The following is a 15535-nucleotide window of genomic DNA, read 5'->3' on the forward strand; positions in this document are numbered from 1 at the left end:
AGACGGGTTGTGATCACTGTCGCATTTCGACGGGGAATCAATCCTTAAAGGAAATTTCCGCGTTGCCGATACCCCAATGGATTGCCTGGTAATGTCTCGTCATTCTTCAAAGGGGAGAGCGTATGCGATGGCTCATAGCCGTAACGATTGGCTGTCTGAGTGGCTGCTCGGTCGGGCACTACGAGTACAGTAAAGAGGCGCAAAAGCGCGTCGATATGACCTTCACCGGCATTCCTACTGTGCTGGGTGTCGGTGCACTCGGTTCAGTGATTCCCCTGACCCCCGAGTACAGCCTGACAGCCGCGCATGTGGCGAAATACTCGATGTATCGGGTGAAGGCCTGGCACCCCGAATGTGACCTTGCCGTGGTGTACCACAAAAACAGCGAGGCGGATTTGCCACCGCATTTTCGCAATGGCCGGATTGGTGACAACATCAATCTGTATGGCTACAGCTTTATCAGCGCGATGCCGGTGGCCTCCACCGGTCAGAATCTGATCAACACCACGCTGGCGAATGACTGGAACAAAGCCAGTTGTGTGGTGGTGGCCGCCAATGCGGGCGTGGTGAAGGGCATGTCCGGTGGGGCGGTGTATAACGCCGACGACAACACCTTAGCCGGGGTGATCGTCGGTTACAGCAGCCGGATTAACGATAACCACAGCGGTAAAACCCTGTACAAGGATGTGGCGCTGTATATCCCTTACGCGCGCTTCCAGAAGTGGCTGGATGGGGTGATGAAATCGTAAGGTGCGCATGACTGCGCACCTGAAAAACAAATCAGGCCGGAACCCACGGCCCCTGTAATGTCACCTGCGGGAACCCGTCGGTGAGAATACGCAGCTCAGCGTCGCGCGGGGTGTTATCGCCCTGCCCCTGGATGCTGACGATATCCTGCGGACAGGCCGAGAAGGCCACAAAGCAATCCATCTCGGCACGCAGCACGATGTAATCACCCGGTTTGGTCACCACCGGCAGCGTCTTCAGCGTGATACCATCCGCCTGCACCTGGATGTTCATAAAAATATTGAACGAGGCCAGGTTGCCGTGCGGCAGCTGCACACCCAGCTCAGCCAGCCCTTCATGCAGGTTGTCGTGGCAGTTGCGGTGCGGCTCGGTGCAGCCCAGCAGTTCATAGCGACGAGCATCACAGGCCGCCATAAAAGTATCGTGCACGCCAGGCGAGGTATCCGCCACCAGCGTCAGGATCGGGTGGCGCTGGCTGGTAATAAAACTGTCGCCCACCTTTGGATTGAGGCGCTGGTTCCAGACGCGTGTCGCCTCCATACACATATATTCACTGACGTCATCCGCGTTGTAGGCCCAGCAATCCACCACCTGGGTACCGTGCAGGTTAATCACCTGCACCGCTTCGCCCTTATTAAGACGCACCGCTTTACCGTAGCGCGCCGGAATGGTCATGGTTGCACGATGCTGATATTCAGCCGACATGTTGTTCTCCAGATTAATGCTGCATGCCGCGACGATAGCGCGTCATGCGGGATTCAAGACAGCGCGCCAGCCAGTCGATCAGGCTGTTCAGCAGCCAGTAGCAGAGCGCTACTGTCAGGTAGATCTCCAGCGGCGCGTAAGTATCAGAAATTGCCTGTTTGGCGGCGTACATAAACTCCTGCACCGAAACCACCGACAACAGCGCAGAGTCTTTAATCAAACCAATGGTTAACCCGACCAGCGGTGACAGCATTTGCGGCAGCGTCTGCGGCAACACCACATCGCGCAGTTGCTCGCTGCGGCTCAGCCCCAGCACCCGACACGCCTCCCATTGCCCTTTCGGCAGCGCGGCAATCGCCGCACGGATCACCTGCGCGATATAAGGTGCGTAGTAGAGCGTCAGCGCCAGCACGCCGACCACCGGCGAAGACAGGGTGATGTCGTACTCCGGCAACACAAAATAGAGCAGATAAATCACCACCAGCAACGGCAGCGCCAGGGTTAACCCGCTGTAAATATTGAGCAATCGCTGCCAGAACGGGGAAGCACGCATCAGCATGGCGGCCATCAGCGCCCCCCACAGCAGCGAACACAGCGCCGCCACTGCACACAATTGCAGGGTTGCCACCAGGCCATCCCCCAACGATGGCAGCGAGGTCATAATTGCCTGCCAATCCACTATGCCAGCCTCCGTTTTGCTTCCAGTCGCCGTGCGGCACTGATCAACGGCAGCGCAATCAGCAGATAACCGGCCGCCACCAGCAGCAGCACCTGCGTGGCATCATAGGTGCGGGCGATAACAATCTGACCGGCATAGGTCAGTTCTGTCAGCGCCACCACCGAGGCCAGCGGGGTGGTTTTCAGTAAAATGGTGAACTCATTCACCAGCATCGGCAGGCTGGCGCGCATCACCTGAGGATTGATGACATACCACCAGGTAAGCGCGCGGTTTAACCCCAGCGTCCGGGCGGCTTCCAGTTGCCCGCGCGTCACCAGATTGCGGTTGACGCGCAGAATTTCCGCCACGTAAGCCCCACTGTTCAGCCCGATCGCCACCACCGCTGCAAGCATCGGCTGACCACCCAACCCCAGACGCGGCAAGGTAAAAAACACCACAAACAGCTGCACAATGGCCGGGGTGCCGCGCATCAGGCTAACGTAGAGACGACCAATGGCGCGCCAGATCCAGGCCCGGCGCAGTTGCAGGAAGCAGCCGAGCTGCCCCATCACTACGCTCACCAATGATGCCAGCACCGTCAGTACTAACGTCATCAGCAGACCGTGCCCCAGTTCCGGCAGCGCGGCCACTACCTGTTGATCCAGCCCCATCGCTTACTCCGCGTTAAAGTCCGTCAGGTTCTCCGCCACCGCCAGTCGCAACGGCGCGGGTTTGTCGTTGCCCTCAATGCCGGTGTTGCAGGCGGAGACGATAAAGCGCGTATCCATCACCACACGACAGGTAATACTGTCACCAGCCTGAGTCAGGTTGGTTTCTGGCAGGATGTCACCGTCACGCGTCAGTTTAACGTGCATAAACAGATTGATCGGGTCCGGCAGCTTCGGCACCACCATGCCGAGACGCGCCAGCTCGCGGCTTACCCCTTCAATGCAACCCTCGCCGCCGTAGCCACGCTGGGCCAGAAACGATGTGGTGGAACCCGGCAGCAGCAGGTCATGGCGTTTAACGCTGTCTTTACCCAGCACCATCATCGGACGACGACGGTTGTTGACCAAACGCATACCGGAGCCGAGCAGATAACTGTTGCTGAAGACGCGAGTATGGTGCACCGACAGCCATACCGCCGGATCCTGCAAACTAAAACCAAACAGCGAGGCTACCGCCCCCTCCCCCAGCGCGGTGATACGCAGCAGCTGACCACGCAGCACGCGAATCGATGCCACGCTACCCGCAGCTACCTCAACCGGTGCCGCCAGGGTGCGCTCCGCGCTCTCTTCATAACTTTCACGCATCAGCAGCATGCGGCATCTCCCCGGTGTGGTAGTGATCGCTGACGCGAATATCGATCGGTGTCACCTGTAAGCCGTTACCCGGAATGATGTCCTGCGGGCAGGACGATACCGAGCAAATCAGGTCGCACAGCGCTTCAAAGGTGATGCTGTCGCCCGCCTTGCTGTGGGGATCGGTGACTTCCATCCGGCCATCGGCGGTGACCGGGCCGTTCTGGAACAGGTTGAACGGTTCCGGCAGGGTGAAATAGGTCACGCCAAAGGCTTTCATCCCTTCCAGCAGGTTATCAACGCAGTTGCGATGCCCCTCAACGCCAAAATCAACGCTGAAACGCGTGCGATCACAGGCGGGGACGTTCGCGTCGTGAATACCGATGGTATCCGCGACAATGCGCAGCAGCGGGCGGTTTTCACTCGACCACAGCGCATCGCCAGGTTTAAAGAACAGCGAACGCAGATGCTGGCGGGTGTGCACCGGCGACAGCTTTTCGTTCAGGTCGTCGGCATTGACCGCGACAAAATCCGCGGCCTGCTGCCCTTCACTATCAATGACGGTAATAAACTGGCCTTTGCGCACACGGAAGGTTTTACCAAAGCCCGCCGGAACCGTCAGGGTTGACTGACACATACTTACTCCTGGGGAATGAAATCGCTGGCCGGCACGGTAAAAGTGGTGCCGAGGTATTGCTGTTGCAGTTTGGTCAGCTCGCCATCTTTCTGCATCGCCAGGATATGGTCGCTCAGGGCTTTGTTCAGGCTGCCGTCTTCTTTACGTGTTGCCCAGCCCATCCACTGTGACGGGCCGACCTCGCCCACCTGCGCCACTTTGCTCGGGTACTTCTTCACCACCGGTGCCAGCACCGAGATATCGTCGTAAACGAAATCGGCGCGTTTGGTCATCAGGGTGCTGACAGTCTGATCAAGAGAATCGACGCTGATGATGGTGATCGGTTTTTTACCGGCTTTTTTCAGCTGCTCGTTAAACCCTTTCAGCAACTGCTCCGGCACGCTGGCGGTTTTCACCGCACCGCGCAGACCAGACAGGCTTTCCGGGCTGAGGGTTTTGCCACTAAAGGTTTTGGCTTCATCTTCGCGCACCAGCACCCCGTTAACGGTTTTGCTGTATGGCACGGTGAACAGCACTTTCTTCGCGCGCTCGGCGGTGACGTTCAGGGACGAGCCTTCAGCGTTAAACGAGCCGGAAATCAGGCCCGGCAAAATGCCGCTGAACGCGGTTTTCTGAAACTCAAGTTTCACACCGAGGTCTTTGGCGAAAGACTGCATGATCGCCACGCTGTAGCCGGTGATCGCACCACTGTCGTCGGTGTATTCATATGGAGGAAATGTCGGGTCGATACCGACGGTGATTTTGCCGCTACTTTTGATGTCGGCCAGCGTGTCGGCTTGCGCCTGCGCCAGCGTACCAACAGACAAAAGTGCGGCGATCAGCATTGCTGTTTTTTTCATTATGGTGTTTCCCTGGTGTTGGTGAAATGTCTTTTTCTACTGAGCATATTTTGTGCCAGATTTTTCACCCACCGATCGCACCAGGGGACGCAACCATCACTTTTCCCTGTACAATCATTGAGAAACAATTGTTTCTTTATTTTTATTTTAAGTTTCTATGGTTTCACAGAGGGTGGCACGACGGGAAAATGGGCAAGCGCGATTGCACCATTTTGGGGCACAAGCTGGCGCAAAATGCGCCAGTACGGGGCGTTATTCGAGTTCGTCGAGGGATTGGTGCAGCGCTTCAACCTGCGCGAGGTAATCATTGCTGGCTTTGCCCATCTGGCGTGCCACCAGTGAACACAGCAGATTGCAGATGCCGGAGAGTGCGGCGGTGCTGTCGAAAATCAGGCTGCTGTCAGTGTGGCAACGTACCACCCATTGGGCGTGGCGTGCCGGTTTGCCGGACAACACATCGGCCAGATACAACATCGGCACCTGGCGCTCCGCCAGCGCATTCATCGCGGCGTCGAGCACCGGCATACGACGGCGCAGGCCGACACAGATCGCCACATCCTGCTCCCCCAGCGAGGCGAGATGTTCCGCCAGCGAATCGCCGGGACGTGGCAGCAAACGCACATCGGGGTGGACATGAATCAGGTCCCGATAAATCAGCTGCGCGATAGTCTGACTGTGACGCCAGCCCATCACCACCACGCGCCGCGCACGGGCGATAGCAGCAACTGCCTCCTGCAGCTGGGCGCTTTCCAGCGTGCGGTAGCTGTTGACCAGATTAGCGATCTCTTTTTCCAGATGCTGCTGCATGATGCTATCGAGCGGTGAGGCGCTGGGGGCAACCTGCAAATACAGCGGCGATCCGCTGCTTTGCATATCGCGCGCCTGACGGCGTGCCGCTTCGTAGCTTTCATAACCGAGATGACGGAAGAAACGGGTGGTAGTGGCTTTGGAGACCCCGGCGCTGTGCGCCAGTTCCGTCGCCGTGTTCATGGCAAGCTGACCGGGCGCAGCCAGCAATACATCAGCCAGCCGCTGTTCGTGGCTGGAGAGTTGATCCCAGTGCTGACGAATCCGGCCTTCTAACGATGCCGCTTTTGCACTCATGGTGATTCCCTGCAAATAAAAAAACCATCCTGCACAGAGCGTGCCGGGTTGTCATCAGGATTTTTATGTCAAAAAAAAGGCCGCCCTGAAGGCGACCCTTGTTTGCTATGGCAATGCGATTATTTGCCTGACGGGCGCAGAGCCGGGAACAGGATCACGTCGCGGATGGTGTGGCTGTTGGTAAACAACATCACCATACGGTCGATACCGATACCCAGACCCGCGGTCGGCGGCAGGCCGTGTTCCAGCGCAGTAACGTAATCTTCGTCGTAGAACATCGCTTCGTCATCGCCTGCATCTTTGGCATTCACCTGTTGCAGGAAACGCTCCGCCTGGTCTTCTGCATCGTTCAGCTCAGAGAAGCCGTTACCGATTTCACGGCCGCCGATGAAGAATTCGAAGCGGTCAGTGATTTCCGGGTTCTCGTCATTACGACGCGCCAGCGGTGACACTTCAGCCGGATATTCGGTAATGAAGGTCGGCTGGATCAGGTGAGCTTCGGCGGTTTCTTCGAAGATCTCGGTCACCACACGGCCCAGACCCCAGCTTTTCTCCACTTTGATGTGCAGAGAGTGGGCAATCGCCACGGCTTTGTCGAAGTTATCCAGATCGGCCAGATCGGTTTCCGGACGGTATTTTTTGATCGCTTCACGCATGGTGAGTTTTTCGAACGGCTTACCGAAATCGAAGCTGTGTTCACCGTACGGCACTTCCGTGGTGCCGAGCACGTCCTGCGCCAGGGTGCGGAACAGGCTTTCGGTCAGCTCGATCAGATCTTTGTAATCCGCATACGCCATGTAGAGTTCCATCATGGTGAACTCTGGGTTATGACGCGGTGAGATCCCTTCGTTACGGAAGTTACGGTTGATCTCGAATACGCGATCAAAACCACCGACCACCAGACGCTTCAGATACAGTTCCGGCGCAATACGCAGGTACATATCGATGTCCAGCGCGTTGTGATGGGTGATAAACGGACGCGCCGAAGCACCACCCGGAATCACCTGCATCATCGGGGTTTCCACTTCCATAAAGTCGCGACCGACCATGAACTGGCGGATACCGGCCATGATTTTGGAGCGAACCTGGAAGGTGTGGCGTGATTCGTCGTTGGCGATCAGGTCGAGATAACGCTGACGGTAACGGGTTTCCTGATCGGCCAGGCCGTGGAATTTGTCCGGCAGCGGACGCAGCGCTTTAGTCAGCAGACGCAGTTCAGAACAGTGGATCGACAGCTCACCGGTTTTGGTTTTGAACAGCTTACCGCGCGCGCCGAGGATATCGCCGAGATCCCACTTCTTGAACTGTTCGTTGTAGATGCCTTCTGCCAGGTCATCACGCGCCACATACAGCTGAATGCGGCCACCGACGTCCTGTAAGGTGACAAACGAGGCTTTGCCCATAATACGGCGGGTCATCATTCGACCGGCTACACTCACCTCAATGCCGAGATCTTCCAACTCTTCGTTGCTTTTCTCATCATAGCTGGCGTGCAGCTTATCGGAGGTGGTGTCACGGCGGAAATCGTTAGGAAACGCCACGCCGGTTTCACGCAGCGCGCTGAGTTTTTCGCGACGCGTTTTCAGTTCGTTGTTTAACTCAAGTGCGGCATCAGCGCTCTGCGGTTGTTGTTCAGACATGTCGGTTCCTTATAGCCCTGCTTTTAAACTTGCTTCAATAAAACGATCGAGGTCGCCGTCCAGCACCGCCTGGGTGTTACGGGTTTCGACGCCAGTACGCAGATCTTTGATGCGTGAATCGTCCAGCACGTAAGAACGAATCTGGCTGCCCCAGCCGATGTCAGATTTGTTATCTTCTGCCGCCTGTTTCTCAGCATTTTTCTTCTGCATCTCAAGCTCGTACAGCTTGGCTTTCATCTGCTTCATTGCCTGATCTTTGTTCTTATGCTGCGAACGATCGTTCTGGCATTGAGTCACGGTGCCGGTCGGAATATGGGTAATACGTACCGCGGATTCCGTACGGTTAACGTGCTGACCACCCGCGCCCGAAGCACGGTAAACGTCAATACGCAGATCTGCCGGGTTGATTTCGATATCAATATCGTCATCCACTTCCGGGTAGATAAAGGCCGAACTGAAGGAGGTATGACGACGGCCGCCGGAGTCAAACGGACTCTTACGTACCAGGCGATGAACGCCGGTTTCCGTACGCAGCCAGCCGAAGGCATAGTCACCAGAAACGCGAATGGTGGCGGATTTCAGACCGGCCACTTCACCTTCTGACTCTTCAATAATTTCGGTTTTGAAGCCCTTGGCTTCTGCCCAGCGCAGATACATACGCATCAGCATGCTGGCCCAGTCCTGCGCTTCGGTGCCGCCGGAACCGGCCTGCAAATCGATATAGCAATCGGCGCTGTCATATTCGCCGGAGAACATACGACGGAACTCCAGCTCACCCAGCTTGACTTCGAGTCCATCCAGCTCGGCAATGGTGTCGTTAAAAGTCTCTTCGTCGTCGGCTTCAACCGCCAGATCCAGCAGACCCTGCACATCTTCCAGCCCCTGATACATTTGGTCCAGGGTGCCGACGATGATTTCTAACGACGAACGCTCTTTACCCAGCGCCTGCGCGCGCTCAGGTTCGTTCCAGACGTCAGGTTGTTCCAGCTCGGCGTTTACTTCTTCGAGGCGTTCTTTCTTGGCATCGTAGTCAAAGATACCCCCTAAGAACGTCGCTGCGCTCGGTGAGGTCCTGAATACGGTTTTTGACCGGGTTGATTTCAAACATGGCTTTTCAGTCTTTTTTGACGATTCGGTGAGAGGAGAAAATACTAACGCGCTAGTTTAACCGAAAGCGCGTTTATTTTGTATCCCCGTCATACTTCGTGTCGCAGGCGCGTTGGCTGCAACCCGAATTATTCAGGGGATAATGGTAGCCGCTTATGCCAGCGGCCACAGATGGTCGATAATCAGCTGTACTGAGCGGTTGCCGCGATACTCGTTGATGTCCAGCTTGTAGGCCAGTTCGACCTGGCGCACGCTGCTGTCCGGCCACAAAGTCGTATCGACGTTAAACGCAATACCATCCAGCAACGGACCGCCGCCGACCGGCTCCACCATCACTTTCAGATGACGTTCGCCCACCAGTTTTTGTTGCAGCACTTTAAAGCGCCCATCAAATACCGGTTCAGGGAATGCCTGGCCCCAGGGACCCGCTTCGCGCAGCAACTCAGCGGTTTGCAGCGAAAACTCCTGCGCACGCAACTCGCCATCGGACCAGATCACTCCCTGCAACGCTTCACCTGCCAGCCATTCGTCGATTAGCGCAGCAAAGCGCTGGCGAAACTCATCAAAACGCGCTTCCTCCAGCGACAAACCCGCCGCCATCGCATGGCCGCCGAACTTGATCATCAGGCCGGGGAATAACGTATCGAGGCGCTCCAGCGCATCGCGCAGATGCAGACCGGCAATCGAACGGCCAGAGCCTTTCAGCGTGCCATCCCCTGCCGGAGCAAACGCAATCACCGGACGGTGAAAACGCTCCTTCAGGCGGGAGGCGAGAATGCCCACCACTCCCTGATGCCATTCGGGATGGAAAAACGCCAGCCCCAGCGGTAAATCGGTATTCTGCCGCTCCAGCGCATCACACAACGCCAGCGCTTCGCTTTTCATGCCCTGTTCAATCTCTTTACGTGTCTGATTGAGGGCATCCAGCTCGTTCGCCAGCATACGTGCTTCGGTGATGTCCTCGGTCAGCAGCAACGCCACCCCCACCGACATATCATCCAGCCGCCCGGCAGCGTTGAGGCGCGGGCCGATGGCGAAACCAAGGTCGCTGGCGACCAGCTGGCGCGCATCACGATTGGCGATTTCCAGCAAGGCACGAATACCCACGCGGCATTTCCCGGCACGAATACGGCTCAGGCCCTGCCATACCAGGATACGGTTATTGGCATCGAGTGGCACCACGTCCGCCACGGTGCCGAGCGCCACCAAATCAAGCCATTCCGCCAGATTGGGTTCGCTGCGCCCGTCGCTAAACCAGTTTTGCGTACGCAGATGGGCGCGCAATGCCAGCATCAGGTAAAAGGCGACGCCGACCCCGGCCAGCGCCCGTGAGGGGAAATCGCTGTCGTTCAGATTGGGGTTAACAATGGCTTCAGCGGCTGGCAGCGTTTCGCCAGGCAGGTGGTGGTCAGTGACCAGCACCGGGATACCGTGCTGATGCGCAGTATCGACGCCCGCATGGGACGAGATCCCGTTATCCACCGTGAGGATCATTTCGGCACCGCGTGCGCGTGCCTGCTCCACCACTTCCGGGCTGAGGCCATAACCATCTTCGAACCGGTTGGGTACCAGATAATCGATATTGCCACCGAGGCTGCGCAGCGCCAGCACCGTCAGCGCTGTACTGGTCGCCCCGTCGGCATCAAAATCGCCGACCACCACAATGCGGCGACCGTCGCGCAGCATCTGATGCAGCAAAGTCACGGCGGCTTCAATGCCGCCTAACGTTTGCCACGGCAGCAGATGTTTCGCGCCGCGCTCCAGTTCTGCGGCATCGCGTACGCCACGTTGCAGGTAGAGCCGACGCAGCAGCGGCGGCAAATCGGCAGGTAAAGCATCGTCGGCATGGATTTCACGCCGACGCAGTTCAACAGAATGGATCACTGTGGATTAACCGCCACTTTTCTGGCCATCGAGCACCTGCTTCAGCTCCTGCGGTCCCTGATAGCCAGGGATCATCATGCCGCTGTCGGTAAGAATGGCGGGAGTGCCCTGAATACCAAACAGAATACCGAGTTTGTAGTGCTGATCGAGGTCGATTTTGCAGGTGGCTGGCGCATCCATCTGTGGCGCGTTGCCTTTCATCGCTTCATCAAAGGCTTTGTTACGATCGGCGCTGCACCAGATCGCTTTCATCGCTTTTTCCACCTGACCATGCAGACCTTCACGCGGGAACGCCAGATAGCGCACGGTGATGCCCAGCGCGTTGTAGTCCGCCATCTGCTCATGCAGCTTACGGCAGTAACCGCAGGTAATATCGGTGAACACGGTGATAACGTGTTGTTCTTTCGGCGCTTTGTACACGATCATTTGCGGTTCCAGCGCGGTAACTTTTTTCTCCAGCAGCTGGTTAGTGACGTTGACCGGCTGAGCACCGCTGACATCGTACAGCGGCCCCTGAATCATGTGCTTACCATCTTCGGTAACGTACAGCACGCCGCTTTCCGTCAGCACGGTTTTGATGCCAGGCAACGGTGACGGCTGAATTTCCGTCTGTTGCAGGCCGAGTTTTTTCAGCGCCTGCTGGATGGCGTTGTCATCGGCATGAACCAGCCCGGAAAAAGTGCTGACCAGCAGAGCCAGCATCGTTAACTGTTTTTTCATCTCATTTCCTTGTTGCCGCGCGTCAGGCACGCGGATGATGCTGTTGATGTAACTGTCGCAGGCGCTCAGTGGCGACATGCGTATAAATCTGGGTGGTTGAGAGGTCGCTATGCCCCAGCAACATCTGTACGACGCGCAAATCGGCCCCGTGGTTCAGTAAATGTGTGGCAAACGCGTGACGCAGCACATGCGGCGACAATTTTTCACTGTCGATCCCGGCCAGGATGGCGTAATGCTTGATGCGATGCCAGAACGTCTGGCGCGTCATTTGTTGCGCACGGTTACTGGGAAACATCACATCCAGCGTCTGACCGTTCAGCAACCACGGACGACCATGCTCCATATAATGCTCCAGCCAGTAAATCGCTTCTTCACCCAATGGCACAAGGCGCTCTTTGTTGCCTTTACCGATCACCCTCACCACGCCCTGACGCAGACTGATATCGCTCAGGGTTAAACCCACCAGCTCGGAGACGCGCAGGCCAGTGGCATAGAGCAACTCCAGCATCGCTTTGTCGCGCAGTTCGAGCGGGATCTCAATCGACGGTGCCTGCAACAGGCTTTCCACCTGCTTTTCGCTGAGATCCTTCGGCAGACGCTGCGGCAGCTTCGGGGCGGAAAGCAATGCGCTGGGATCGTCACTGCGCAGCTTTTCACGATACAGATATTGAAACAACCGACGGATGGCGCTCAGGGTACGCGCAGAACTGGTGGCTTTATAGCCGCCTTCCACGCGTTCTGCCAGAAACTGCTGCAAATCGAGCGCCTCCAGCGTCAGCAGGGTGCGCTCATGATGGTGCAGCCAGCCGGTGAGGGTTTGCAGATCCTGCCGATACGATGCGAGGGTATTCTGTGCCAGATTGCGCTCAATCCACAGCGTATCCAGAAACTGTTCGATCAGATCACTGTCTTCCACTCTCTCCCTCCAGCTCGTGTGAAATCGTGCTCATTATGCCTGAAAAGCGCCTGCTTCTGGTACAATTGCGCCAAAGTCAGTTTCAGCCAGAGCATTAATTGCATGAATATCGGCCTGTTTTACGGTTCAAGTACCTGCTACACCGAGATGACTGCGGAGAAGATCCGCGACTTTATTGGTGGAGAATTAGTCACCCTGCATAATCTGAAAGATGACGATCCCACGCTGATGGAGCAGTACGATTTGCTGATCCTCGGTATTCCCACCTGGGATTTCGGTGAATTGCAGGAAGACTGGGAAGCGATTTGGCCACAAATCCCGGCACTGAATCTGCGCGGGAAAATTGTCGCGCTCTATGGCATGGGCGACATGATTGGCTACAGCGAATGGTTTCTTGATGCGCTGGGTATGCTGCATGAGTTGCTGCAACCGATGGGCGTGCAGTTTGTCGGCTACTGGCCGCTGGAAGGCTATGAATTTACCAGCCCGAAACCCCTCACCGCTGACGGTAAACAATTTGTCGGCCTGGCGCTCGACGATGTTAACCAGTTCGAACTGAGTGATGAACGTATCGAACAGTGGTGTGAACAGATTCTGACGGAAACCGCTGAACTGCTTTAAGGCATCATCCGCAGGCATCGACGGGGTTGCTAAGAGATGCGCGATAAATCGCGCCGCTACGGCTCCGGGCTGGTATGCATAAAGCAGTGGGCTCGCAACGCACGCCAGTAACCAGATGGCATGTTGTCATACATCAGCCACAGCCGTCTGCACTGCCCCTGTTGATTACGCAACACCAGCAACACACCAATCGGCAACCAACCCGGTGCGCGCACATTGCGCCAGTTGCTGTTATCCCACTCCCAGTGACCTTGTTGATCCAGTGCCAGCCGTCCACGGCGTTGCTGAAGCAACCTGTGGTTGCGCCAGCCTTCCATCAGCAATAATAACAGCAGCGGAACTTTGCCCCAGCGCCACATCTCCGGCCAGGGCAGAGCCACAACCAGCACACAACAGCAACCAAGCATCAGCGCCTGCAACGCACGCGCGCTGCGCGACGGATGCAGATTACATTGCCACCGGACCGCGTTCACGATTGCGCTGCTGAATCAGTTTCACCATGCGTTTGAACTCGGGGTCAGCAGGCTCACCGTGGTTCATCATCCAGTTAAACAAATCAGGGTCGTCGCTTTTCAGCAAGGCAATAAATACCTGCTTGTCGGCGTCAGTCAGAGAATCATATTCATATTTGAAAAACGGCATGATGGCGATGTCCAGTTCCAGCATGCCACGACGGCACGCCCATTGGACGCGGGATTTGTCATGAATATCCATGTGTCTTTTTCCACAGCGGCAAACAATGGCGCTCAGTGTACCTGCTTTTTTTCATGGCTGCAGGCGTGGCTTAGATTGCTGTGCATCAACGCGCAAAACCCTTTTACACAAAGCAGGGTTATCACGCGATTTGTGCGTCGGATTCCGCAAACAGGTTGCAATGCCGCGCGGCTCTTTTAACATGGAATCATTATCTACGGATGAACCCAATAATCAGGAATAGCCCATGCCTATTTATACCCTTCCGCCACGCCAGCCTGCGGCATCTTCTCGTCTGCCATTAACCCTGATGTCTCTTGATGAGTGGGCGTTGGTTTCGGTGCAAGGCAAAGACAGCACCTCCTATCTGCAAGGCCAGCTGACGCTGGACGTGGCGGCTCTGGATGCTACCCAGCATCGCCCGGCGGCGCATTGTGATGCCAAAGGGAAAATGTGGACCAGCCTGCGCCTGTTCCATCGCGGCGAAGGTTATGGCTATCTGGTTCGCCGCAATCTGCGCGATACCCAACTGACCGAGCTGAAAAAGTATGCGGTGTTCGCCAAAGTAACCATTGCTGCTGATGACGATGCCGTGCTGCTGGGTGTGGCCGGTTTCCAGGCGCGCACCGCGCTGGCAGGTCAGTTCCCGGTTCTGCCGGATGCCACTACGCCCGTGGTACAACAGGACGACACCACTCTGCTGTGGTTTGAACAACCGGCGGAGCGCTTCCTGCTGGTGACCACCCTGGCACAGGCTGAAGCCCTGAAAGATAAGCTGAAAGGTGATGCGCAGCTCAATGACAGCACCCAGTGGCTGGCACTGGATATTGAAGCGGGTATTCCGGTGATCGATAACGCCACCAGCGCGCAGCTGATTCCACAGGCCACTAACCTTCAGGCGCTCGACGCCATCAGCTTTAAAAAAGGTTGTTACACCGGGCAGGAGATGGTGGCACGCGCCAAATTCCGTGGTGCCAACAAACGCGCCCTGTACTGGCTGGCGGGTAATGCCAGCCATCTGCCGCAGGTCGATGGTTCACTGGAATTGCAGATGGGTGATAAATGGCGTCGTACCGGCACTGTTCTCACCGCGGTTCAATTGGATGACGGTGAAGTATGGGTGCAGGTGGTGATGAATAACGACCTGGAGCCGGATAGCGTGTTACGCGTGGAAGGTGACGAAGGCGGCAAACTGACTATTCAGCCACTGCCTTATTCACTGGAAGATTAATATGGCCGTAGCGGCGCAACTGCCTAAAATCGCGCAATAAATTGCGCCGCTACGAATTTGTGCAGACTGATTTCTCACATCACATAGAAGTAAATCGCGCAGAAGTGGCAAATGCTGCCCCCCAGCACAAAGGCGTGCCAGATGGCGTGATTGTAGGGAATACGCCGCGCGACATAAAAAATCACGCCGAGCGAATAGACAATGCCCCCCGCCGCCAGTAACCAGACACCACCCGCCGACAATTTGGTCGCCAGCTGATAAATCACCACCAGCGATAACCATCCCATGCTGAGATAGGTCACCAGTGACAATACTTTGAAGCGATGGGCAATGGTCAGTTTAAAGATGATGCCCGCCAGCGCCAGGCTCCAGATGACAATCATCAACCCCCTGGCAAACGACGATTTCAACCCTACCAACAGGAATGGCGTATAAGTACCGGCGATCAGCAGATAGATGGCGCAGTGGTCGAATTTTTTCAGCCAGTATTTGGCTTTCTGATGGGGAATCGCGTGATAGAGCGTGGAAGCCAGGAACAGCAAAATCATGCTGCCACCATACAGGCTGTAGCTGGTAATGGCGGTTGCATCAGCTTGCATTTCAACAGCTTGTGTCAATAACAAGACCAGACCCACAATGCCAAACAGGCAGCCTAAACCGTGGCTGATGCTGTTAGCAATCTCTTCTGCCAGCGAATAGCCCTGAGCGATAAGACGGTTCTGTACCATGCGA

General features: G+C 56.3%; 18 protein-coding genes. 3 read left to right on the plus strand and 15 right to left on the minus strand.

The window, feature by feature from the left end:
* Nucleotides 1–122 precede the first annotated feature (122 nt).
* On the plus strand, nucleotides 123–749 hold the full coding sequence (locus HA50_RS15910; RefSeq protein ID WP_084876539.1) for a hypothetical protein: 627 nt from the start codon (nucleotides 123–125) through the stop codon (nucleotides 747–749).
* A 31-nt stretch (nucleotides 750–780) separates the two neighbouring features.
* Here the strand turns inward: HA50_RS15910 and HA50_RS15915 are convergent, their stop codons facing one another.
* From HA50_RS15915 to xerD, 12 genes are all read right to left on the minus strand, one after another.
* On the minus strand, nucleotides 781–1452 hold the full coding sequence (locus tag HA50_RS15915) for a DUF1989 domain-containing protein (RefSeq protein ID WP_084876540.1): 672 nt from the start codon (nucleotides 1450–1452) through the stop codon (nucleotides 781–783).
* Nucleotides 1453–1465: 13 nt separating this feature from the next.
* Nucleotides 1466–2131 carry an amino acid ABC transporter permease gene (locus HA50_RS15920; protein WP_084876541.1) on the minus strand — a complete coding sequence of 222 codons (666 nt, stop codon included), beginning with the start codon at nucleotides 2129–2131 and terminating at the stop codon, nucleotides 1466–1468.
* Nucleotides 2131–2781: an amino acid ABC transporter permease gene (locus HA50_RS15925; RefSeq protein WP_084876542.1), complete on the minus strand. Its 651-nt coding sequence runs from the start codon at nucleotides 2779–2781 to the stop codon at nucleotides 2131–2133. Before HA50_RS15925 ends, HA50_RS15920 begins: the two co-directional genes overlap by 1 nt.
* Before the next feature lie 3 nt (nucleotides 2782–2784).
* The gene (locus HA50_RS15930) at nucleotides 2785–3432 is read right to left on the minus strand and encodes an urea carboxylase-associated family protein (protein WP_084876543.1); all 648 of its coding nucleotides are present in this window, start codon (nucleotides 3430–3432) and stop codon (nucleotides 2785–2787) included.
* Nucleotides 3416–4048 carry a DUF1989 domain-containing protein gene (locus HA50_RS15935; protein ID WP_084876544.1) on the minus strand — a complete coding sequence of 211 codons (633 nt, stop codon included), beginning with the start codon at nucleotides 4046–4048 and terminating at the stop codon, nucleotides 3416–3418. The genes HA50_RS15930 and HA50_RS15935 overlap by 17 nt, the downstream gene beginning before the upstream one ends.
* Nucleotides 4049–4050: 2 nt before the next feature.
* Nucleotides 4051–4887: a transporter substrate-binding domain-containing protein gene (locus tag HA50_RS15940; protein WP_084876545.1), complete on the minus strand. Its 837-nt coding sequence runs from the start codon at nucleotides 4885–4887 to the stop codon at nucleotides 4051–4053.
* A 252-nt stretch (nucleotides 4888–5139) separates the two neighbouring features.
* Nucleotides 5140–5991 (minus strand): MurR/RpiR family transcriptional regulator, encoded by an 852-nt coding sequence (locus HA50_RS15945; RefSeq protein ID WP_084876546.1) that lies wholly within the window; start codon nucleotides 5989–5991, stop codon nucleotides 5140–5142.
* 119 nt (nucleotides 5992–6110) lie between these two features.
* Nucleotides 6111–7631 (minus strand): lysine--tRNA ligase, encoded by a 1521-nt coding sequence (gene lysS, locus HA50_RS15950; RefSeq protein WP_084876547.1) that lies wholly within the window; start codon nucleotides 7629–7631, stop codon nucleotides 6111–6113.
* A gap of 9 nt (nucleotides 7632–7640) precedes the next feature.
* Nucleotides 7641–8739, minus strand: a protein-coding gene (gene prfB, locus HA50_RS15955; RefSeq protein WP_139810939.1) for a peptide chain release factor 2 whose coding sequence is annotated in 2 segments (ribosomal slippage) — nucleotides 7641–8663 and nucleotides 8665–8739 — 1098 coding nt in all. Because the reading frame shifts where the segments join, the coding sequence is not laid out codon by codon here.
* A 152-nt stretch (nucleotides 8740–8891) separates the two neighbouring features.
* Nucleotides 8892–10622, minus strand: a complete 1731-nt coding sequence (gene recJ, locus HA50_RS15960) for a single-stranded-DNA-specific exonuclease RecJ (protein ID WP_084876548.1) — start codon at nucleotides 10620–10622, stop codon at nucleotides 8892–8894.
* Nucleotides 10623–10628: 6 nt separating this feature from the next.
* The gene (gene dsbC, locus HA50_RS15965; protein ID WP_084876549.1) at nucleotides 10629–11342 is read right to left on the minus strand and encodes a bifunctional protein-disulfide isomerase/oxidoreductase DsbC; all 714 of its coding nucleotides are present in this window, start codon (nucleotides 11340–11342) and stop codon (nucleotides 10629–10631) included.
* A gap of 22 nt (nucleotides 11343–11364) precedes the next feature.
* Entirely contained in the window at nucleotides 11365–12258 is an 894-nt protein-coding gene (gene xerD, locus HA50_RS15970) for a site-specific tyrosine recombinase XerD (protein ID WP_084876550.1), read from the minus strand.
* A 102-nt stretch (nucleotides 12259–12360) separates the two neighbouring features.
* Between xerD and fldB the strand changes: the two genes are divergently transcribed.
* Nucleotides 12361–12879 carry a flavodoxin FldB gene (gene fldB, locus HA50_RS15975; RefSeq protein ID WP_084876551.1) on the plus strand — a complete coding sequence of 173 codons (519 nt, stop codon included), beginning with the start codon at nucleotides 12361–12363 and terminating at the stop codon, nucleotides 12877–12879.
* Between the two features lie 56 nt (nucleotides 12880–12935).
* Here the strand turns inward: fldB and HA50_RS15980 are convergent, their stop codons facing one another.
* Nucleotides 12936–13352, minus strand: a complete 417-nt coding sequence (locus HA50_RS15980) for a protein YgfX (RefSeq protein WP_084876552.1) — start codon at nucleotides 13350–13352, stop codon at nucleotides 12936–12938.
* Complete coding sequence (sdhE, locus tag HA50_RS15985) at nucleotides 13327–13593, minus strand: FAD assembly factor SdhE (RefSeq protein WP_084876553.1); 267 nt, start codon at nucleotides 13591–13593, stop codon at nucleotides 13327–13329. The genes HA50_RS15980 and sdhE overlap by 26 nt, the downstream gene beginning before the upstream one ends.
* A 226-nt stretch (nucleotides 13594–13819) precedes the next feature.
* Between sdhE and ygfZ the strand changes: the two genes are divergently transcribed.
* Nucleotides 13820–14803, plus strand: coding sequence for a tRNA-modifying protein YgfZ (gene ygfZ / locus HA50_RS15990; protein WP_084876554.1), 984 nt, complete (start codon nucleotides 13820–13822; stop codon nucleotides 14801–14803).
* A gap of 74 nt (nucleotides 14804–14877) precedes the next feature.
* On the opposite strand, the gene trhA is transcribed toward ygfZ, so the two are convergent.
* Nucleotides 14878–15531 (minus strand): PAQR family membrane homeostasis protein TrhA, encoded by a 654-nt coding sequence (trhA, locus tag HA50_RS15995; protein WP_084876555.1) that lies wholly within the window; start codon nucleotides 15529–15531, stop codon nucleotides 14878–14880.
* Nucleotides 15532–15535 lie beyond the last annotated feature (4 nt).

The sequence above is a fragment of the Pantoea cypripedii genome, assembly GCF_002095535.1.
Taxonomy (GTDB): domain Bacteria; phylum Pseudomonadota; class Gammaproteobacteria; order Enterobacterales; family Enterobacteriaceae; genus Pantoea; species Pantoea cypripedii.

Coding starts and splice junctions, on each gene's coding strand:
- HA50_RS15940 (WP_084876545.1), bottom strand. CDS start 4,887: ATGAAAAAAACAGCAATGCTGATCGCCGCACTTTTGTCTGTTGGTACG.
- sdhE (WP_084876553.1), bottom strand. CDS start 13,593: ATGGATATTCATGACAAATCCCGCGTCCAATGGGCGTGCCGTCGTGGC.
- HA50_RS15915 (WP_084876540.1), bottom strand. CDS start 1,452: ATGTCGGCTGAATATCAGCATCGTGCAACCATGACCATTCCGGCGCGC.
- ygfZ (WP_084876554.1), top strand. CDS start 13,820: ATGCCTATTTATACCCTTCCGCCACGCCAGCCTGCGGCATCTTCTCGT.
- HA50_RS15935 (WP_084876544.1), bottom strand. CDS start 4,048: ATGTGTCAGTCAACCCTGACGGTTCCGGCGGGCTTTGGTAAAACCTTC.
- HA50_RS15945 (WP_084876546.1), bottom strand. CDS start 5,991: ATGAGTGCAAAAGCGGCATCGTTAGAAGGCCGGATTCGTCAGCACTGG.
- dsbC (WP_084876549.1), bottom strand. CDS start 11,342: ATGAAAAAACAGTTAACGATGCTGGCTCTGCTGGTCAGCACTTTTTCC.
- fldB (WP_084876551.1), top strand. CDS start 12,361: ATGAATATCGGCCTGTTTTACGGTTCAAGTACCTGCTACACCGAGATG.
- trhA (WP_084876555.1), bottom strand. CDS start 15,531: ATGGTACAGAACCGTCTTATCGCTCAGGGCTATTCGCTGGCAGAAGAG.
- HA50_RS15910 (WP_084876539.1), top strand. CDS start 123: ATGCGATGGCTCATAGCCGTAACGATTGGCTGTCTGAGTGGCTGCTCG.
- HA50_RS15930 (WP_084876543.1), bottom strand. CDS start 3,432: ATGCTGCTGATGCGTGAAAGTTATGAAGAGAGCGCGGAGCGCACCCTG.
- HA50_RS15925 (WP_084876542.1), bottom strand. CDS start 2,781: ATGGGGCTGGATCAACAGGTAGTGGCCGCGCTGCCGGAACTGGGGCAC.
- lysS (WP_084876547.1), bottom strand. CDS start 7,631: ATGTCTGAACAACAACCGCAGAGCGCTGATGCCGCACTTGAGTTAAAC.